18 protein-coding genes are annotated in these 19757 nt (G+C 70.5%); 7 read left to right on the forward strand and 11 right to left on the reverse strand.

Annotation, left to right across the window (positions count from 1 at the left end; translation table 11 throughout):
* Window positions 1-123: 123 nt before the first annotated feature.
* Window positions 124-783 carry a TetR/AcrR family transcriptional regulator gene (locus ACFVW6_RS16585; RefSeq protein ID WP_365011884.1) on the forward strand — a complete coding sequence of 220 codons (660 nt, stop codon included), beginning with the start codon at window positions 124-126 and terminating at the stop codon, window positions 781-783.
* A 13-nt stretch (window positions 784-796) separates the two neighbouring features.
* Here ACFVW6_RS16585 and ACFVW6_RS16590 read toward each other — a convergent pair whose 3' ends face one another.
* From ACFVW6_RS16590 to ACFVW6_RS16600, 3 genes are read right to left on the reverse strand one after another with little or no spacing between them, the layout of a single operon-like run.
* Entirely contained in the window at window positions 797-1435 is a 639-nt protein-coding gene (locus ACFVW6_RS16590) for a TetR/AcrR family transcriptional regulator (protein WP_355272254.1), read from the reverse strand.
* A gap of 28 nt (window positions 1436-1463) precedes the next feature.
* Window positions 1464-2552 carry an NAD(P)-dependent alcohol dehydrogenase gene (locus tag ACFVW6_RS16595; protein WP_378828294.1) on the reverse strand — a complete coding sequence of 363 codons (1089 nt, stop codon included), beginning with the start codon at window positions 2550-2552 and terminating at the stop codon, window positions 1464-1466.
* Window positions 2552-3022, reverse strand: coding sequence for a DUF4334 domain-containing protein (locus tag ACFVW6_RS16600; RefSeq protein WP_357346932.1), 471 nt, complete (start codon window positions 3020-3022; stop codon window positions 2552-2554). Before ACFVW6_RS16600 ends, ACFVW6_RS16595 begins: the two co-directional genes overlap by 1 nt.
* Before the next feature lie 94 nt (window positions 3023-3116).
* Between ACFVW6_RS16600 and ACFVW6_RS16605 the strand changes: the two genes are divergently transcribed.
* Genes ACFVW6_RS16605 through ACFVW6_RS16615 form a run of 3 tightly spaced genes read left to right on the forward strand, consistent with a single transcriptional unit; the run spans window position 3117 to window position 4922 of the window.
* Complete coding sequence (locus tag ACFVW6_RS16605; RefSeq protein WP_355272260.1) at window positions 3117-3680, forward strand: TetR family transcriptional regulator; 564 nt, start codon at window positions 3117-3119, stop codon at window positions 3678-3680.
* A gap of 21 nt (window positions 3681-3701) precedes the next feature.
* Window positions 3702-4280 carry a VanZ family protein gene (locus tag ACFVW6_RS16610; protein WP_378828297.1) on the forward strand — a complete coding sequence of 193 codons (579 nt, stop codon included), beginning with the start codon at window positions 3702-3704 and terminating at the stop codon, window positions 4278-4280.
* A 33-nt stretch (window positions 4281-4313) separates the two neighbouring features.
* The gene (locus ACFVW6_RS16615; RefSeq protein ID WP_378828299.1) at window positions 4314-4922 is read left to right on the forward strand and encodes a GDSL-type esterase/lipase family protein; all 609 of its coding nucleotides are present in this window, start codon (window positions 4314-4316) and stop codon (window positions 4920-4922) included.
* A gap of 2 nt (window positions 4923-4924) precedes the next feature.
* Here ACFVW6_RS16615 and ACFVW6_RS16620 read toward each other — a convergent pair whose 3' ends face one another.
* Window positions 4925-5587, reverse strand: a complete 663-nt coding sequence (locus tag ACFVW6_RS16620) for a TetR family transcriptional regulator (RefSeq protein WP_378828301.1) — start codon at window positions 5585-5587, stop codon at window positions 4925-4927.
* An 83-nt stretch (window positions 5588-5670) separates the two neighbouring features.
* Here ACFVW6_RS16620 and ACFVW6_RS16625 point away from each other — a divergent pair, with 83 nt between their 5' ends.
* A complete protein-coding gene (locus tag ACFVW6_RS16625; protein ID WP_378828303.1) occupies window positions 5671-6594 on the forward strand; it encodes an oxygenase MpaB family protein in 924 nt (307 codons plus the stop codon).
* 4 nt (window positions 6595-6598) lie between these two features.
* On the opposite strand, the gene ACFVW6_RS16630 is transcribed toward ACFVW6_RS16625, so the two are convergent.
* Complete coding sequence (locus ACFVW6_RS16630) at window positions 6599-7237, reverse strand: TetR/AcrR family transcriptional regulator (protein ID WP_378828305.1); 639 nt, start codon at window positions 7235-7237, stop codon at window positions 6599-6601.
* 200 nt (window positions 7238-7437) lie between these two features.
* Here ACFVW6_RS16630 and ACFVW6_RS16635 point away from each other — a divergent pair, with 200 nt between their 5' ends.
* The gene (locus ACFVW6_RS16635; protein ID WP_378828309.1) at window positions 7438-8844 is read left to right on the forward strand and encodes an NAD(P)/FAD-dependent oxidoreductase; all 1407 of its coding nucleotides are present in this window, start codon (window positions 7438-7440) and stop codon (window positions 8842-8844) included.
* A 9-nt stretch (window positions 8845-8853) separates the two neighbouring features.
* Here ACFVW6_RS16635 and car read toward each other — a convergent pair whose 3' ends face one another.
* The gene (car, locus tag ACFVW6_RS16640; protein ID WP_378828311.1) at window positions 8854-12351 is read right to left on the reverse strand and encodes a carboxylic acid reductase; all 3498 of its coding nucleotides are present in this window, start codon (window positions 12349-12351) and stop codon (window positions 8854-8856) included.
* Window positions 12348-13877, reverse strand: coding sequence for a carboxylesterase/lipase family protein (locus tag ACFVW6_RS16645; protein ID WP_378828313.1), 1530 nt, complete (start codon window positions 13875-13877; stop codon window positions 12348-12350). Before ACFVW6_RS16645 ends, car begins: the two co-directional genes overlap by 4 nt.
* A gap of 80 nt (window positions 13878-13957) precedes the next feature.
* Between ACFVW6_RS16645 and ACFVW6_RS16650 the strand changes: the two genes are divergently transcribed.
* Window positions 13958-14770, forward strand: a complete 813-nt coding sequence (locus ACFVW6_RS16650) for a uracil-DNA glycosylase (RefSeq protein ID WP_378828315.1) — start codon at window positions 13958-13960, stop codon at window positions 14768-14770.
* Window positions 14771-15106: 336 nt separating this feature from the next.
* On the opposite strand, the gene ACFVW6_RS16655 is transcribed toward ACFVW6_RS16650, so the two are convergent.
* Genes ACFVW6_RS16655 through ACFVW6_RS16670 form a run of 4 tightly spaced genes read right to left on the reverse strand, consistent with a single transcriptional unit; the run spans window position 15107 to window position 19733 of the window.
* Window positions 15107-15604, reverse strand: coding sequence for an SRPBCC family protein (locus ACFVW6_RS16655; RefSeq protein WP_378828317.1), 498 nt, complete (start codon window positions 15602-15604; stop codon window positions 15107-15109).
* A gap of 15 nt (window positions 15605-15619) precedes the next feature.
* Window positions 15620-16321, reverse strand: a complete 702-nt coding sequence (locus ACFVW6_RS16660) for a TetR/AcrR family transcriptional regulator (protein WP_378828320.1) — start codon at window positions 16319-16321, stop codon at window positions 15620-15622.
* Window positions 16322-16326: 5 nt separating this feature from the next.
* Window positions 16327-18492 carry a 3-hydroxyacyl-CoA dehydrogenase NAD-binding domain-containing protein gene (locus ACFVW6_RS16665; RefSeq protein WP_378828322.1) on the reverse strand — a complete coding sequence of 722 codons (2166 nt, stop codon included), beginning with the start codon at window positions 18490-18492 and terminating at the stop codon, window positions 16327-16329.
* 29 nt (window positions 18493-18521) lie between these two features.
* Window positions 18522-19733 (reverse strand): acetyl-CoA C-acetyltransferase, encoded by a 1212-nt coding sequence (locus ACFVW6_RS16670; protein WP_378828324.1) that lies wholly within the window; start codon window positions 19731-19733, stop codon window positions 18522-18524.
* Window positions 19734-19757 lie beyond the last annotated feature (24 nt).

The following is a 19757-nucleotide window of genomic DNA, read 5'->3' on the forward strand; positions in this document are numbered from 1 at the left end:
AAAAACAGTTACTGCGTACGGTTTCTTGATTGCATCAGGTTGCTGTCCCTGCGTCAATAGGCAATCGCACGTCGATTCGCGGGCCGTTCGCTCTTGTTACCGTCACCGCGTACGATTTGTCGGGTGACCCTGCAACAACCGCGCCGCACCCAGGCCGAACGCCGGGCCTCGACCAGGGCCCTGATCCTCGCCTGCACGGCGGAATGCCTGCTCGAACGCGGCTACGCGGCGACCACCGTCAGCGCCGTCCAGGAACGCGCCGGACTCGCCCGCGGCACCGTGCAGCACCACTTCCCCACCCGCGCGGAACTGCTCATCGCGGCCACCACCCGCGTCGTGGACCTGCGCCTGGAACAGTTCCAGCGCGAAGCCGAACTCCTGCCCGCCGGCCGCGACCGGCTGCAATCGATCGTCGACCTGGCCTGGCGCGACCTCAACAGCCCCGCCTTCTTCACCGCCCTGGACCTGTGGGTCGCCGCCCGCACCGACGCCGAGCTGCGCGAACGCCTCGTCCACGAGGAGCGCCGCGTCTTCACCGAGATGCGCAGGCTCTACCTCGACGTCGTCGGCGAACCATACGCCTCGGACCCGCGCGCGGAAGTCCTCGTCGAATTCACCATCGACCTACTCACCGGCCTGTCGATGACAGCCATGCTCACCGGCACCCTCGGCGAACGCGAAGCGGTCGTACGCCGCTGGAAGCGCGCCCTGGCCGTCCTCATCGGCCGCCTGCCCAGCGACGAACTCCTCGACGGCAGCCCCCTGCCCGCCATCGCCGACTGAATCCCTCCCGCGATCAGCCGATCCCGGCCAACCCGTTCCAGCACAGGGCGACCGTCGTCTCCACCGCGTCCTGCTTGGGAATCGGCCTGCCCGTGTCCAGCCACAGCCGCGCCGCCTGATGACTGGCCCCGACAACTCCGAACGCGCACGCGAACGCCCGCGCGTCGTCCATTCCGGCCGCGCGCAACTCGGCGCTCACCAGCACCGCGCACTCGCCGAAGGCGTGCCGGGCCCGCCAGCGCACGCTCGGTTCGCTCGGCACCGGCGATTCGTAGATCAGCACGTGCCCGTCCGGGTCGTCGTCGACGAAGTCGAAGTAGGCCCGCACCGCACGCCGGACCTTGTCCTCCTGCCCGCTCGCGCCGGTCAGCGCGTTGCGGATCCCGCCGACCATGCGGTCCAGATGATGTTGCAGCACCGCCAGGTACAGATCGAGCTTGTTCGCGTACAGGGTGTAGAGCACGGGCTTGCTCATGCCCGCCCGCAGGCCGATCTGATCCATGCTCGCGCCGTGATAGCCGTGCGCGACGAACACCTCACGCGCGGCGTTCAACGCCGCGAGCAACCGTTCGGCGCGCGCCGCCACCGTCGCCGCGTTCGACGGGATGTCCTCGTCCTCGGCGCGCAGGATGTCGCTGTGCAGAATCGTCATGAGCGGGACCGTTCGCGGGAGTAGTCGTTCACCATGTCAGCACCGGTTTCACCACACGCCCGGCGCGCTGGTCGGCCAGCGCGGCGTCGACCTCGGTGTGCGGGTACCGGCCGATGAGCCGATCGACCGGGAACCGCCCGTCCGCGTACAGCCCGAGCAGGTGCGGCAGGAACGTCGACGGCACGCTGTCGCCCTCCAGGCATCCGCGAATCGTCTTGCCGCGCAACACGATATCGCCGACATCCACCGGCGGGGTGCCCGTACCGAGCCCGACCGCGACCACGGTCGCCCCCGTGGCCAGCGCGGCGACGGCGTCGCCGAGCACCGCGGGCACGCCGGTGGTATCGATCGCGTGCGTGACACCGCCACCGGTGAGCGCACGCAGCCGCGGCACGGTCGGCCCCTCGGCGGGGTCCAGCGCGGTCTCGGCACCGAGCTCGAGCGCCAGTTCCCTGCGCGCCGCGGAGGTTTCGACCACGACCACCCGCACGCCCTCGACCGTGCGTGCCGCCAGCAGGGCGGCCATCCCGACCGCCCCCGCCCCGAACACCGCCAGCCAGGCCCCCGCCGTGGGCCGCAGCACGTTGAGCACCGCGCCCGCCCCGGTCTGGAAACCGCAGCCGAACGGCGCGGCCACGGCCAGGTCCAGCGCCGGGTCAACGACGATGGTGTTGTCCTCGGTGGTCAGGGCGTATCCGGCGAAGCTCGACTGGCCGAAGAATCCGTCCAGCACCGGGACGCCCTCGCGCGACACCCGCGCTCCCTCGTGCGCGCGCCGGCCGAACTGGTTGAGCGCGACCGAATGCTGACAGTAGGCGGGCCGCCCGTCCACGCAGGTCGTGCACTCGCCGCAGTGCCGGAACGTCAGCACGACATGATCGCCGGGGCGCACCGCGCGCACCTCGGGCCCGACCGCGGCCACGACACCGGCACCCTCGTGCCCGAGCAGGATCGGCCGATCCGCCGCACCGGCGCGCCGGGTCACCAGGTCGGTGTGACAGATGCCCGCCGCCGCGATCCGCACCAGGATCTCCCCGCCGCGCGGCTCGTCGATCTCGACGTCCTCGATCGAGAACGCCGCGGCCGGATCACGCGACAGGACCGCCGTCGTGCGCATCAGGACACCCGTTCCAGCAGGAAGTAGAAGTACTCGCCCTTGGACAGGACCAGTTCGGCGCGCCCGTTCATGATGCCCATCAGCGTGTTCTCGTCGAGCCACTTGAAGTGGTCGAACACCGCGCGCCCGTCGTAGACCATGGTCGCGGTCACCTCGCCGCGGAACTCGATGTTCCACAGCGTCGCCTCGCCCTGTCCCAGTTCGACATTGGAGAACAGGGTGCCGTCCTCGGCGCGGCAGATCAGCGGCTTGGCGTCGTCGACGGCGAGGAAGTTCTTGCCGTACCAGCGGCTCGCGGGCAGCGCCCGGCACAGCGGGTGGCCGGTCTGGAAGGCGTCGCCGCGCCATTCGCCGAGGATGTCGTCGGTGCGGGCCGGACGTAGCCGGGTCCATAGCGCGTCCAGTTCGGCGGTGGAGACGCCCTCGGTCTGCTCCCGGAGTTGCTGCCAACGTGGCTTGTCCGCGCCCATGGTGTCCTCGTCTCGCCGATTCCAGAACCATCTGGTTCCGAACGGACCATAGTTCCGAACCAGTTGGTTCGGCAAGAGGGGTACGATTCCGGCCATGCGTGCGGCAGGCGAGGCAACCCGGGAGCGAATACTCGCTGCCGCCAAGGCGGAGTTCGCCGAATACGGCATCGCCGGCGCCCGGATCAACCGCATCGCCGACGCCGCCCACGCCAGCAAGGACCGCCTCTACGCCTACTTCCCCGGCAAGAACGAGCTCTACGCGGCCGTCACCGAGCGCTGGACCACCGAAACCGCCGAGGAGACCGCGCTGCGCGCCGACGACGTGCCCGCCTACGTCGGCCGCCTCTTCGACCACTTCGTCGCCCACCCCGACAACGCGCGCCTGCAAGCCTGGTCCGACCTGGAACCCGAAGGCGCCCACATCGGACCGCTGCTGCGCCGCACCATCGACGCCAAACTGACCGAACTGCGCCGCGGACAACGCGAAGGGCTGCTCACCGACGCCGTGCCGCCGGTCATCCTGCTGCGCATGCTCTCCGACCTGACCCGCACCAATGCCATGCAGGCCCGGTTCGCGGCCGAACGCGGCGACACCGAACAGCTCTCGACCCGCCGCGCCGCCACCGTCTTCGCCGCCGCCCGCATCATCGCGCCCTGAGCCGCCGCTATCGTGGGTTCGGTGGGGACCGTGTGGGCGTCGTGGGGGCATGTCCTGATCGTCTGGCTGGTGGCGGTGCCCGTGCTGGCGGGCGCGACCGCGCTGCTCGTCCGTCGCAGGCTCCGCGCCGGACTACCGCGCAGACAGGCGTTGCGGCATTCGATCGCCGAGGTCGGGATCCTCGGCGCCACGCTGCCGTGGGTGTGGATGATCCTCACCCCCGCCGCCGGAACACCCGCGATCAGCGCGGTGCCCCTGCGGGACCTGCTCGACACGCTCGGCGCGGCGCCGGGCACCGCCGTCGTCCAGGTCGGCGCCAATCTGATCCTGTTCGTGCCGCTGGGTTTCCTGCTCCCCCTTCGGTTTCCGCGCCTCGCGGGCGTGCTGCGGATGACGATGGTCGGCGCACTCGTCTCGACCACGCTCGAGCTGCTCCAGTACGTGCTCGCGCTGGGCCGGGTGTCCTCGATCGACGATGTCCTGCTCAACGCGGCCGGGGCGGGCATCGGCGCCGCGCTCGCGGCGGTTCATGTCGCCCGCAGGGAATCCGGGTCCTCGCGCAGCGACCGGGTACTGCGTCGGCTGGGCTGGGCGAGCTGACCTCGCGCCGCGCGGACTCCTAGGGTCATGCGGGTGAGTACAGATCTTCGCGTCTTCTTTTTCGGCGACTCGTTCGTGCAGGGCATCGGCGACCCCGAGTACCAGGGGTGGGTGGGCCGCGTCCTCGCCGCCACCGGCGCCGGAACGACCGCGTTCAACCTCGGAATCCGGCGCAACACCTCCTCCGACGTCCTGCGCCGCTGCTGGGCCGAGATCGAGCCGCGCGTGCAGACCGAAGCCGACCAGCGACTGGTCCTGTCCTTCGGCGCCAACGACGCGGTCGAGGAGAACGGCGCGCCCCGAGTCGATCCGGACCGCACCCTGGACAATCTCGCGACCATCCTCGACGGCGCCCACCAGCGCGCGCTGGCCCCGCTGGTCGTCGGCCCGCCGCCGGTGATCGACGCGGGTGAACCGCATCTGCGCCGGGTCACGAAGCTCGCCGAACAGCTGGGCGCGCTGTGCCACGCGCGAGAGGTCCCGTTCATCGATGTCACCGCGACCCTGGCCGAGGACCCGATCTGGTGTGCGGAGGTGACGGCAGGCGACGGCGCGCACCCGGGCAGCGAGGGTTACCGCCGGCTGGCCGAGCTGGTCCTCGCGGGTGGCTGGCACGACTGGATCGCCCGGCCGCGCGGCTGAACTCAGCCGGCGGGGGTCGCGCGCGGGTTGTCGGCGAACCTGATCTGGAGCAGCTGGCGGGCGATCACCTCGGTGAGGTGCTCGCGGGAGGTGCCGAACTCCCCGCGCATCCACGCGGCGACCAATTCGAGGGTGCCGCTGACCACGGTGTAGGCGGCCATCTCGGAATCCAGTTCGCGGGTCGCCGATTCGGGGAACAATTCGCGGCCGACGACCGCCATGGCGCGGGCGATGGCGTGCTGGGTCGAGACCCGCGCTGATTGCAGCGCCTCGGTGCTGTGGGCGGTGAACAGCAGGGCGGACCGGCGCGGGTCGGCGACCAGGAAGCCGAGGGCGGCATCGGCGGCCGCGTGGACCTGACTGTCGACGTCGGGGGCGGCGGCGCGGGTGGCGGTGACCACGGCCGCGATGCCCTCGGTGGTCAGGTCGTCGGCCAGTGCCGTCAGCAGCACGTCGCGGTCGGCGAACTGCTCGTAGAAGTAGCGGTCGTTCAGCCGTGCGCGTGCGCAGACCGCTCGTTTGGTGACCGCGGGGGCACCGCCCTCGGCGAGCAGGTCCAGTGCCGCCTCGAACAGGGCCGCCCGGCGGCGCGCGCGACGTTCGTCGGCCGTCACGCCCGCGTAGGCGCGCGGCGTCGCGGAATCCTCACCCATGCTCTTGACCATCCCGCCATTCTGGTGCACTCTGACACCACACGAGTTTCTGGAGTCGCATGACACCAGAATAGCGCCGGAACAAAGGAGTTCCCATGACCTGCCCCGTGCCCCACCTCGCGACCGCGACGACGCCCGACCACGTCTCCGACGCCGTCGCCCGCTTCGAACGGGTCGGCGGCTCCGTGCTGTTCAGCCTCTTCGGTGTCGGCCTGTTCGACCAGACGATGCTGCCGCCGGTCTCCGCGGCCCTGGAGGACACCGGACGCGCACGCACCGAACCGTGGGCCCGCGCGGTCCGCACCGCCGCCGCCGACCAGCTGATCTACCACGGCGAAGACCCCGACCGGGCGACCGAAGCCGAACGGCTGATGGTGCTGCACCGCGACGTCAAAGGCGTCGGCCCGGACGGCGAACGGTACTCCGCGCTCAACCCCCAATCGTGGAACTGGATCCTGTACTCCACCTTCTTCGTCCAGCGCGGCGCCTACCTCGCCCTCACCGACGGCGAACCGACCCGCGCCGAGAACCAGGCCATCTGGGACCACTACCGGCACAAGACCGCCGGCCTGCACCTGCCCGGCAAGTCGCGACCGATCGAGGACTACACCGAACTCGTCGCCCACTACGCCCACATGGCCGCCACCGAACTCCGGCCCACCCCCGCCCTGGCCACCGCCGTCGCCACCGTCCGGCACGCCCCGCGACCGTTCTTCCTGCCCGCCGCCACCGGACCGCTGTGGCGGCTCAGCTCACCCGCGCTCGGCCACCTCCTGATGGTGCTCGGCTGCGGCATCATGCATCCCGACGTGCGCGCCCACATGCCCTACCGCTGGACCCGCCGCCACGACCGCGAATTCCAGGCGATCACCACCGCCCTGCGGGTGGCCTTCGACCGCCTGCCCGCGACCGTCACCGACTCCCCCATGGCCCGCAACCGGCGCAAATACCAGCAGCTCGTCAGCAAGTACCGCGACGTCGGACTCACCTCCTTCGCCCCCGACGCCGCCCTCCGCTGACCGGTCAGGGCGCGTCGCCGTAGACGACGAGCCAAATGGCCCGCCCCAGCGCCGCGGCCAGCTCCCCGTCCTCGATCCCGGTGTCGGCGGAGCAGGCCACGGCCATCGTGCGCTCGACCATCGAGGTCAGGATCACCGCGGTGGCGCGCGGATCCAGCTGCGCGGCGACCCGTCCCGCCGCCCGATCCGCCGCCAGCCGCGCCCCGACCAGCTCGGTGAACGCGGCCACCCGCGCCCGCCAGTAGGCGCCGACCTCACGGTCGTACGCGGCGACCTCACTCAACGCCAGCAACAGATAGCGGTGCGCCCGCACCCCCTCGATCATCGCGGCAGCGGCATCGACGACACCGGCCTGCCGCTCGGTGCGCTCGGCACTCCACCACCGCTCCGCGGCCGCGAACAGGTCGGCGGTGGCCAGCTCACCGAGCCGCACCAGCAGACTGCTCTTGTCCGGAAAATACCGGTAGAAGGTGGATCTGGCCGACCCCGACGCGGCAGCGATCCGCTGCACCGCCAGCTCGGTGAACGGAGTGCCCTCGGCCAGCAGATCCTCCACCGCCCGCAACACCCGCGGCTCGAACTCCGAACGACGATCACCGGGCGCCTTACGCGCCGATCGCGGAACACGGGTCAGCGAGGACATCAGCGGCTCCCGAACTGCTCGGCCGCGAGCCCACGTGCGTCGACCATGCGCCCATTGTGCCCCGCGACCACCGCCGTGGACCGGCAACGGCCGAGCGACCGTGAATCCCGCTGCCGCCACGCTCTGTTGACAGTGGTCGCCGCCGACCGGATCATCTTCTCGGACACACTGTCCGAGACTCGATGACCGAGGCGGTACCCATGCTCGATTCCCCCGTCACCTCGGCCGAGTCGGCCGACGTCGTCATCGTCGGCGCGCGCTGCGCCGGCGCGGCGACCGCAGTGACGTCGGCACGAGCAGGCCGCAGCGTCATCGTCCTCGACGCCGCACCCCTGCCCTCGGAAACCCTGTCCACCCACCTGCTCTGGCCCGCCGGACTCGCCGAACTCCGGACACTGGGCGTCCTCGCCGACGTCGAGGCCCTCGGCGCACCCCGGCTGACCCAGGCCTACGCCGAAGGCGCCGGCTACGGCATCACCTCCACCTTCCCCACCGTCGACGGCATCGACTACGCCATGTGCGTGCGCCGCACCGGCCTCGACGACGTCCTCGTGCGCGCCGCGATCGCCGCGGGCGCCGACGTCCGCACCCGCTGCCGGGTCACCGCCGTCCTCTGGGCAGGCGATCGCTGCGCCGGCGTCCGCTACACCGACCGCACCGGCGCCGTCGTCGAGATCCGCGCCGCGCTGGTCGTCGGCGCCGACGGCAGGCACAGCACCATCGCCCGCGCCGTGGGCGCCGACGAACCGTTCCTCACCGTCCCCAGCGGCCGCGACTGCTACTACGCCTACTGGCGCGACCACGGCGACACCCCGCGCGACACCGCCGCCCAATGGCGCGCAGGCGCCGATCTCGGCACCGCGTTCCCCTGCGACGACGGCCTGGTCCTGAGCCTGGTCCAGCCACCGGCGAGCCGGGAACGCACCGGCCCCGGCGAAGCCGAGCGCCGCTACACCGACGCCGTCGCACGAATTCCCGCCCTCGCCGCCCGGCTCCACGGCTGCGAACGCGTCGGACGCGTCCGCTCGGCGACCGGTATCGCCTCCTACTTCCGCCGATCCACCGGCCCCGGCTGGGCACTGCCCGGCGACTCCGGCCACTTCAAGGACCCGGTGACCGCCCAGGGCATCCGCGACGCCCTTCGCTACGGCCGACTACTCGGGGAGACGGTGGCCGCCACCCTCGACGACCCGGCCGCACTCGACCGGGCACTGCACGAGTGGGAACGCCGCCGCATCATCGACTGCCGCGCCATCTTCCACTGGACCAACCGCCTCGCCCGCGGCGAAGCCATGCACCCCTTGGAGATCGAGCTCTACCGCCGCGCCACCACCGACCCCGAACTGGCCCGGATCACCACCGGCATCTTCTCCCGCACCCGCCCGCCCGCCGACCTGCACACCCCCGCCCTCGCCCTGCGCCTCGTCGCCGGTGCGCTGCGCCATCAGCGCGGCAACGCACCGGCCGTCCTCGCCGACCTCGCCCGCGAGATCCGCGGCGCCGCCCGCAACGCCCTGGTCACCCGGACCACACTGCGCGGCGAAGCCCCCCGACCGTCGCCGCCAAGCACGCCGCTGCTCGCCACGGCCCAGAGTGAATCCCACTGACCCGGACCGCTACTCGCTCCCGTGACCGAGCAGACCGAGCCCGGCCAGATCGCGGACATACTTGCCGATCAGCTCCGGACCCAGGTGCGGGATATCGCGTTCCGCACCGATCCCCGCCGCCCGCACCGCCGCCCGGAATCCCTCGGCGGGCAGTGCCGAACCCGGCAGCGGCCGCCCCGGACGACGATGCGCCTGCAACAGCGGCAGCAGCGTGTACTTGCGCTGCTCCTCCGGCAGTGCGCGCAGCGCGGTCTCGAAACGCGCGAACCAGTCGGCGTAGTCATCGATCCGATCGATCCGATGACCCGCCTCGATCAGCCAATCCACGAAACTGTCCAGCGAAACACCGTCGTCGTGCGGATTGACCACATCGAAGGTCCGGTACCCCGTCACCGCCGCCGCACCCAGCCCCGTCACCGCCGCGGCGACGAAATCGGCAGGCAACCCGTCGTAGTGCGCGCGCTGCCGCCGCCCGTTGGCGTCGGTCAGGTAGAACGACGCGGGCGCGAGACCGGTCACGAGCACACTCAACAGCAACCTTGTGAACACGTCGGGCACATTCAGCTGACCGGGATAGTCGCTGTGCGCAAGGATCATGTCCGACCGGAACACCGCCACCGGCAACCCGAACCGCTCCGACGCCTCCCGCAACAACACCTCACCGGCCCACTTGCTGTTGCCGTACCCGTTCGCGTAGCTCGCGTCCACCCGCCGGACCGGACTCATCACCCGCACGTCACCGTCCTCGGCGAACGACTCCCCCTGCGCCGCCACCGCCACGGTCGACAGATAACTCACCGGCTTGCGCGTCGCTGTCAACGCCAGCCGGATCACCTCGGCGGTCCCGACCACGTTCGGACCGAACAACTGCCCATACGGCAGCACATGATTCACCAGCGCCGCCGAATGCACGATCAGATCCACCTCCTCGGCCAGCCGCCGCCACACCGCCGCGGACAGCCCGAGATCCGGCTCCCCGATATCCCCCGGCACCACCTCGAGCACACCGTCGGCGAGCGCGCGGAAGTGCTCGCGCAGTGCCGGATCGGTCTCGAACGCCGCCTCCAGACGTGCACGCGCGGAAGCCGCGTCCCCACCCCGCACCACGCAGATCACCCGACCACCCAGCGGCGCCAACCGCTCCAGCCAGGTCAGCAGCAGGAACCGCCCCAGATAGCCATTCGCCCCCGTGATCAGCACCGTGGACGGCGGCACCGTGGCGGGCGGCAGCTCTCGGGCACGATCCAACATCTCCGCGTCGAGGAACTTCGCCAGCGTGAGATCCGCCGCGCGGATCTCGGTCGCGCCGACACCGTGCACCGCCTCGACATCGGTTCGCCGCGCACCGGGTTCACGCTCCCGGTCGACGTAGTCCGCGATCCGCGCCAGATCACTGTCCGGTCCGAGCAACACGTTCACCGGTACCTCGACCCCGAGCAGCTCCCGCAGCAGCGTCGAATACGACAGCGCCGCCAGCGAATCCCCACCCAGATCACCGAACCGCGCCTCGGGCCGCAACTCGGTGGCCGAACATCCGAGCACCGCGCGCGCCGCCCGCGCCACCGTCTCGTACACCGGCAGACCGGCAGCGTCACGGCGCAACCGCCGCAACTCCGCTTCCTGGTCCCGCGCGACATCGTCGTACAGCGCCTCCAGGCGCGGGCCGTACCACTGTTTCAGCTTGGGCCGCAACAACTTCCCGACCCCCGACAGCAGGCCGTTCGCGATCGAGAACGGCTCGGTCTCGAGCAGGAAATCACGCGGGATCTCATACGGCTCCAGCTCCGCCGCCACCGCCACCCGCTGCAACGACGCACTCACCGCGGCCCGCACCTCCTCGGCAGGCCCGGCCAGCGCCGCCTCCGTCGGCACCACCACCGCCAGCAGATACGCCCGCTCACTGCTGCCGTACACGAAGATCTGCCGCACCAGATCCGCCCCCGCGAACACCGCCTCGAGCCGCGACACCGTCACGAACTCCCCCTGCGACAACTTCAGCACATTGTTGCGCCGATCCACATAGGCCAACCGATCCGGCGCCAGCTCGGCGACCACATCACCCGTGCGACAGAAACCGTCCTCGTCGAACACCTCCGCGGTGACCTCCGGACGCCGGTAGTAGCCCGAGATCATCGTGGTCGTCTTGAGCAGCAGCTCACCCCGCGGATACGGCTTGTCCGTCCCGAAATAGCCGAGCTCGGGCACATCGACCAGCTTGTAGTCCAGCACCGGCGGCCGCATCACCTTGGTATCGAAGATGACACCGCCCCCGGTCTCGGTCGACCCGTAGCCGTCGTGCAACCGCAACCGCAACACCGACTCCACGAACTCCCGCAGATCCGGTGCGATCGGCGCGCTCCCACACAGCACCGTCATCAACCGGCCGCCAAGGAACTGTTCACGCAGCTCCGTCCGCACCTCCTCGGCCAGCTCCGCCGGATCCACTCCCGGACCCGACCGCCGATCCACCTCCCGACGGAACCGCTGCAAGATCATGTCGCACACCCGCGGCACCAGGAAGATCTCCGTCGGCCGCACCAGCTCGATGTCCTCGAACAACGTCGACATATCCGGCGCCGCCGTGAAATACGCCGTCCCGCCCCGCGCCAGCACACCGGTCAGCGTCAACCGCGCCGCGATATGGCTCATCGGCAAAAAGTTCACATTGAGCACCGCCACCGGACGGGCGGGCTGCCAACCCGCCGCCACCAGCCGATGGGTGTACATCGCGCCCTTCGGCGTCCCCGTACTGCCGGAGGTATAGATCAGCATCGCCAGCGGATCCTCGTCCGGGCCAGGCACCGTCAGCGGCGCGGGCTCGACGACTCTGCCCTGGGCGATCGCCTCGTCGATGGTGTGCAGCGTGACCGTCGAACCCGCCGCGGTCAGCCGGGCGCGGGCGGCGGCCAGCGCGTCCCGGTGATCGTCGTCGTCCGCGTGATGATCGAACACCAGCAGCGAGCGCGGCGGCGTACCGGCCAGCACCGTCTCGACCGCGATCGCCAGATGCGCCGTATCGACCGCGAACACCCGCGGCCCCGTCTCGTCCAGGATCGACCGCAACTGCGCGAGACCGGCGCCCGACTGCAACGGCACCGCCACCCCGGCCAGATGGATCGTCGCCAGATCCAGCACCGTGTAATCGGCCCCGGTGAATCCGAGCGTCGCGACGAAATCCCCCGCCCCGACACCTGCCGCGTGCCACGCGGCAGCCAGCGCGCGAGCCCGCTCCCACACCTCGCCGTAGGTCACCGACTCGAACTCCGGCAGCAGCCGCCGCGTGACCCGCCCGCCCTCGACCACCGGCTCGGTGCGCCGGATACCGAGCGCGGGCCGATCCGCGTAGGCGGTCATCACCGTCGAAACGATCTGTGCCAGTGGCAGACCCGGCGTGGTGACCGCCGCGTGCACGTCCTCGAGCGGCGTCGCCGCCCGGATCTGCTCGTCCTCGGCGTAGAGCGCCCTGATCCGCTCCGCCAGCCGACCCGCGTCCAGCTCGACCGTCATGCCTCGTTCTTCCGCTCGACCGAACCACCCAGCGCGGAGATCCGGACATCGCGCCAGGCTTCCCGCCGCGCAGCCTCCGGATCGATCAGCACCCGCGGCGGATGGTCGATGATGCAGGTCGCCCTCCGCTCGGCCGTATACGGCGACCACGCCGCGAGCGGCTCCCCCGTCCGGGCGAAACTCACCCAGTTGTCCTGCACGTGGTCCTGCACCGCGCGGAACGCCCGCCGCCCACCCGCGGCCGTCATCGCCCGGCCGACCGGACTGTCCACCCAGCCGAACACCGGCACCAGCTCCAGCGCGTGCGTCGCACCGAACCCGGCCAGCCGCACGGCACGTGGCGCGTAGTCGAAACGGTAGGCGTAGGTCGGAGCGAACCGGCTGTGGCCCTCCAGGACAGCCAGCGTCGGCCGCAGGAACATGAAGTCACCGCCGATCCGCACCGCGGTCCGCGCGGCCGGATACCCGGGATAGCTCCGGACCACACGCTGCTCCGCCCCCGGATCGCAGCGTCCGAACGTGGTGGTGAGCTGGGCGGGCGTGTGCGGCACCGACTTCATGAACCGCTGGAACAGCGTCGCCTCGTCCCGATTGGTCCCGATGATCAACGGCACCCGATGCGCACGGCCCCCGGCGATCGCGTCGATCGGCGCCTCCGGCAGGAACTCCCCGTCGACCACCGGCGTGTACGGGAAACTGCCCGGCCGTTCCCGCAGCGTCCGGTACAGCGCCCGATCGGCCGCCCGGCACAGCTCGCTCGCCGGCGTCGTCGCCAGCACGGTCGCGGCGTCGGCCGGATCGGCGCCCAGCCGTTCCAGGCAGCTGCGCGCGAAGCGTCGCGCCTCCGCCGGTTCCGCGGTCCAGTCCGCGGGCGCGCTCTGCGCGATCGCCCGATGGAACAAGCCCTTCGCGGCCGGTGTCGCCAGCAGCGCGACCACCGCGTGCGCACCCGCCGACTCACCGAAGATGGTCACCTTCTCCGGGTCACCACCGAACGCGGCGATATTGCGCCGCACCCATTCCAGCGCGGCGACCTGATCCCGCAGCCCGAGGTTCGACTCGAAAGGCCGCTCCGGCGTAGAGAACTCGCTGAAGTCGACATAGCCCATGGCCCCGAGCCGGTAGGTCACCGACACCACGACCACGTCGCCGCGCACCGCCAACCGGGCGCCCGAGTACATGCTCGCGGCACCGATCACGTACCCGCCGCCGTGGATGAAGACCATGACCGGGCGCCGATTCGCCGACGGCGTCGCAGGCGCGGTCACGTTCAGGGTCAGACAGTCCTCACCGGTCGGCTGCCACGTGCGGGGGCCGGTGCGGGCACCGTTGGGGTGCTGCATCGCCGCGAAGCCGTACTCCGTCGCCGAACGCACCCCCGTCCACGGTCGCACGGGTTGGGGCGCGCGGAATCGGAGTTCTCCGACGGGCGCGGCCGCGTAGGGAAGGGCTCGCCAGCTGACGACTCGACGGCCCGCACGACCGCGCACGACTCCGTCGGCGGTCACGATCTCTGTGGACACCATGCGCCCCACAGTACGTGGTACCAGCGGTACCGCGCAGGCGGTTCGGTCGTCCGTTACGCCAGGCGGACTAGACTGGTCCGATGGCCGGCGACGCCCCGGAAACCGCACCGCTCGCGGCTCGAGACGCCGGGAGCGTCGCCGACCTCGACCGCCTCGTCTGCACCTGTCGCGCCTGTCCCCGCCTCGTCGCCTGGCGGGAGGAAGCCGCCCGCGTCAAACGCGCCGCCTACCGCGACGAGACCTACTGGGCCCGCCCCGTTCCCGGATTCGGTCCCGCCGACGCCGAGATCCTCGTCGTCGGCCTGGCGCCCGCCGCCAACGGCGGCAACCGCACCGGCCGCATGTTCACCGGCGACCGCAGCGGAGACGTCCTCTTCGCCGCACTGCACGCCGTCGGACTCGCGACCGGCGCGCATCCGGTCGGCGTCGACGACGGCATCCGGCTCGTCAACACGCGCCTGACCGCCCCCGTGCACTGCGCCCCACCGGAGAACAAGCCGACCAGCGAGGAACGCCACCGCTGCGCCCCCTTCCTCAGCCGAGAGCTGGAACTACTGGCCCCGACGGTGCGAGTGATCGTCGTCCTTGGCGCCTTCGGCTGGCAGGCCCTCTTCACGGTGCTCACCGAAGGCGGCTGGACGGTACCCAGACCCCGCCCACGCTTCGCCCACGGCGCCGAGCTCACCCTCACCCACCCGGACGGCCGCACGATCACCATCCTCGGCTGCTACCACGTCAGCCCCCACAACACCTTCACCGGCAGACTCACCCCCACCATGCTCGAAGACGTCTTCCACACCGCCCAAGCCATCGCCGACTCCGCGCACCCGGCCACCCAGCATCCGGCCCGCACCGCCACGCACCCGATCGGCCACTCCACCAGCTCGAACTGAAACCAGCACAACTGGTCTCACCACCGTCTTTAGCTTCCTTTTGGGACGCGAGGTCGGGGTCTGACGGCGTGGATATCGGTGGGATTCATTAGTAGATGCGCATATCTACGTCTCTTAATGTCTTACCGGAGGGGCATTGGCAAGTCAACCGGTTCCAGATCAGTCACTCGTTTCCGACCCGAAAGAGCTCTCCCCTTCTACCCAAGCTCCTCTGCTGGAGCACCCTCCCCCGCCACGTGACTCCCATCCGCACGCTGCCACTCCCCTCCCCCGACGGCGAGGCCCCGGCGGGCGCGGGCTATGGCTGCGCACCGTCGGGGCCTCGGTCGGCTCGTATCAGTGGACCGGGGTGTTGACCTTGCGGACGATGCCGCGGGCGATGGAGGCCGTGAGGCGGTTCGTGATGGGGCCGGACAGGCGCAGGAGCGGGCGTAGGGCCGCACCGCCTTCGATGGCGAAGGTCCAGGTCAGGCGGGTGCCGGTGGGGGTGGGGGTGAGGTCGATGTCTTCGGCGAAACGGCGGAGGCCGGGGATGGAGGCCGAGTCGACGGTGAAGGTCATACGGCGTTCGTCGTCCCAGCGGTAGAAGCGTTCGGTCAGGGCGGCCGCGCCGGCGAGGGTGACGACCCGGGTGGAGCCGATACCGTAGGGCCGCGGGGAGATCCAGCGCATCCCGGTGACGGCGCCGGACCACGACACCAGCGCGTCGTCGGCGGTCAGCGCGGACCAGACGGCGCTCGGCGGTGCGGCGATGTCGACCACGTGCACGTAGCGATTCGGGGCGGTCGCGAGGAAGGTGTCGTCGGATTCGTGCAGGGCAAAGGACGGTGACATGGCGTTGCGGTCCATTCAGTTGTGCGGATCGAGTTCTTCTGACAGTCGAAGTCTTTCGGGGCCGGTCTGCGGTCGCACCCCGGACAGGCCGTTCCAGCACAGCGCGACCGTCACGTCGACGGCGTCGTGCTTGGCGATCGGGCGGCCGGCGTCGAGCCACTGCCGGGCCGCGAGGTGACTGGCGCCGACCAGGCTCCAGGCGTACATGTCCGCGGGTGCGGGGGCCACCCCGACCGCCCGCAGCTCGGCGGCCACGAGGTCGGCGCACGCCCGCAGTGCGCTGCGCACCCGCCATTCGATGCTCGGTTCGCTCGGGACCGGTGATTCGAAGACCAGCACGTGCCCGCCCGGATCCTCGTCGACGAAATCGAAGTACACCGCCACGGCCACCCGCACCCGGGACCGGGGCGTGGTCTCGGCGGCGACCGCGGTGCGGACACCGTCGACCATCCGGTCCAGATACTGCTGCAGGACCGCGAGATACAGGTCCAGCTTGTTCGCGAAGTGGTCGTAGAGCACCGGCTTGGAGATCCCGGCGCGCGCACTGATCTCCTCCATGCGCGCGCCGTGATAGCCGTTGACGACGAACACGTCCCGCGCGGCGGCGACCACGGCGCGCCTGCGATGCGCGCGCCTGCCGTCACCGCGCACCCCGCGCGCGGAGGCGGCCCCGGTGCCCGGCAGCACCGGATGCCGGAAGGTCGTGTCCGTCGTCATGCCGTTCAGCCGAGCGTTTCCCCGGCGGCGGCCTTGGTGCGCAACGACTCCGGCACCTCGAACCGGTCACCGTAGGCGGCCCGCAGCTCGTCGGCGCGGGCCACGAAACCCGCCAGGCCGCCCGCGTACTGGTTGATGTACTGCACGACACCACCCGTCCACGCCGGGAACCCGATGCCGAAGATGGAGCCGATGTTCGCGTCCGGCACGGTGCGCAGCACGCCCTCGTCGAAACACCGCACGGTGTCGAGCGATTCGGCGAACAGCATCCGCTCCTGCATGTCGACGAACGAGATGCCGTGGTCGTCGCTGGTGTACTTCTCGATCAACCCGGACCACAGCCCGAGCTTCTTGCCGTCGGCGTCGTACTCGTAGAAGCCGCGGCCCTCGAGCCGGCCGGGCCGGTCGAAGTCGTCGACCATGGCGTCGACGAGCGGGTACGCCTTGGAGTCGGTCCAGCGCTTGCCCTCGGCGAGCAGGTTCTCGCGCAGGCTGCGCCGGATCTTCTGCGCCAGTTTCATATTGATCTCGTCGGCCAGCGCCAGCGCGCCCACCGGATAGCCGGCCTGGGTGGCGGCCTGCTCGACCGACGCCGGGTGCACGCCCTCGGCGACCAGCGCGATCGCCTCGTCCATGAACTGGCCGATGACCCGGCTGGTGAAGAAGCCGCGGCTGTCGTTCACCACGATCGGGGTCTTCTTGATCGCGAGGGTGTAGTCGATGGCGCGGGCGATGGCCTCGTCGCTGGTCTGCGCGCCGACGACGATCTCCACCAGCGGCATCTTGTCCACCGGCGAGAAGAAGTGCAGACCGATGAAGTCCTGCTGCCGCTGCACCCCGGTGGCCAGATCGGTGATCGGCAGGGTGGAGGTGTTGGACCCGAGCAGGGCGTCGGGGTTCACCAGGTGCTCGATCTCGCCGAACACCTTCTGCTTCAGACCCGGATCCTCGAACACCGCCTCGACGACGAAGTCGCAGCCCGCGGCGTCGGCCGGGTCGGCGGTCGGGTGGATACGGCCCAAGACCTCGTCGTAGGAGTCCTGGCTGATCGCGCCCTTGCGCAGCGCCTTGTCGAGCAGTTTGCGCGAGTAGTCCTTACCGCGCTCGGCCGCCTCGATCGTGACGTCCTTCAGGACGACCTGCATGCCGGCGCGGGCCTGCACATAGGCGATGCCCGCGCCCATCATGCCCGCGCCGAGCACGAGGACCTTCTCCGGCGTGCGCACGGGGAAGCCTTCGGGGCGGCTGCCGCCCTTGTTGATCGTCCCCAGATCGAAGAACAGGGACTTGATCATGTTGGTGGAGACCTGGCCGCAGATCAGGTTGGTGCAGTAGCGGGTCTCGATCGCGAACGCGGTGTCGATGTCGACCTGCGCGCCCTCCACGGCCGTGGCCAGCACCGCGATCGGCGCCGGCATCGGCGCGCCCTTGAGCTGCTTGCGCACGTTGGCCGGGAACGCGGGCAGGTTGGCCGCCAGCGCCGGGCTCGACGGGGTGCCGCCGGGGATCTTGTAGCCCTTCACATCCCACGGCTGAGTCGCCTCGGGATTGGCCGCGATCCAGGCGCGAGCCCGGTCGAACATCTCCTCGCGAGTGGCGGCGACCTCGTGGATGATCCCGGCCTGCAACGCCTTCGCCGGCTTCATCCGCTGGCCCTGACCAACGACGTTGAGCACCGCGTCGGTGATGCCGAGCAGCCGCACCGTCCGGGTGACACCACCGGCGCCGGGGAGCAGGCCGAAGGTGACCTCGGGCAGGCCGAGCAGACTGCCCTTCGCGTCGAGCGCGATGCGGTGGTGGGTGGCCAGGGCGACCTCGAAGCCGCCGCCCAGCGCGGTCCCGTTGATCGCGGCGACCACCGGCTTGCCGAGGCGCTCGAGCCGACGGAACGCGGCCTTGTAGGTGTCGAGGCCGAGCGCGATCTCCGGCGCGGTCTCCGGGGTCGCGTTCATCAACAGGTTCAGGTCACCACCGGCGAAGAAGGTGTCCTTGCCCGAGGTGAGGATGACACCGTCGTAGCTGTCCTTCTCGGCTTCGAGCCGGTCGACCGTGGCGGTGAGGTCGCGCGCGAACGCCTCGGTCATGGTGTTGGTCGACTGGTTCGGGTCGTCGATGGTGAGCACGAGCACCCGGTCGGCGCCGAGGTCCCAGTTGATCATGTTCTCTGTCATGGTCTTTCCTCTGTCTCCGGGTCCGGCGCTCAGACGCGCTCGATGATGGTGGCGATGCCCATGCCGCCGCCGATGCACAGTGTGATCAGCGCCCGCCGCGCTCCCCGCCGCTCGAGCTCGTCGACCATGGTTCCGGTGATCATGGCGCCGGTGGCGCCCAGCGGGTGCCCCATGGCGATGGCGCCGCCGTTGACGTTGAGCTTCTCGTCCGGGATCGCCAGCTTCTTCTGGTAGTTGAGCACCACCGAGGCGAACGCCTCGTTGAGCTCGAACAGGTCGATGTCGTCGACGGTGAGCCCGGCCAGCGCCAGCACCTTCTCGGTCGCCGGGACCGGGCCGGTCAGCATGATGGTCGAGTCGCTGCCGCTCACCGCGGACGCCACGACCCGGGCGCGCGGGGTGAGACCCGCCGCGGCACCGGCGGATTCGCTGCCGATGAGCACCAGCGCCGAACCGTCGACGATGCCCGAGGAGTTACCGGCGTGGTGGACGTGGTCGATCTTCTCGACCTGGTGGTAGCGCTGCAGGGCGACCGCGTCGAACCCGCCCAGCTCCCCCATCGCCGCGAATGACGGGGTCAGCCCGGCCAGGCTCTCGACCGTGGTGTCCGGGCGCATGAACTCGTCGTGGTCGAGCAGCACGGCGCCGTTGATGTCGGTCACCGGAACGATCGACTTGGCGAAGTAGCCACCCGACCAGGCCGCCGCCGCCTTCTGCTGCGAGCGCACCGCGAACGCGTCGACATCCTCGCGGGTGAAGCCCTCGATGGTGGCGATCAGGTCCGCGCTCACCCCCTGGGGGACGAAGTAAGTGTTGTAGTTGGTGACCGGGTCCATCGCCCAGGCGCCACCGTCGGAGCCCAGCGGAATCCGCGACATCGATTCCACGCCACCGGCGATCACCAGCTGTTCCCATCCCGAGCGCACCTTCTGCGCCGCGGTGTTGACCGCTTCGAGGCCCGACCCGCAGAACCGGTTGAGCTGCACACCGGCCACCGTGTCGGGCAGCCCGGCCGCGAGCGCCGCCGTCTTGGCGATATCGGCGCCCTGATCGCCGACCGGGGAGACCACGCCGAGGACGATGTCATCGATCAGCGCCGGATCGAGTCCGGGGTAGCGAACCTTCAGCTCCTCGATGAGCCCGACCACCAGGTCGAGCGGTTTGACGCCGTGCAGGGCGCCGTTCTTCTTGCCGCGACCGCGTGGGGTGCGGATCGCGTCGTAGATGAATGCCTCGGTCATGGTTCCTCGAAACTTTGTCGTGTG

It is taken from the genome of Nocardia sp. NPDC058244 (genome assembly GCF_042882065.1).
Classification (GTDB): domain Bacteria; phylum Actinomycetota; class Actinomycetes; order Mycobacteriales; family Mycobacteriaceae; genus Nocardia.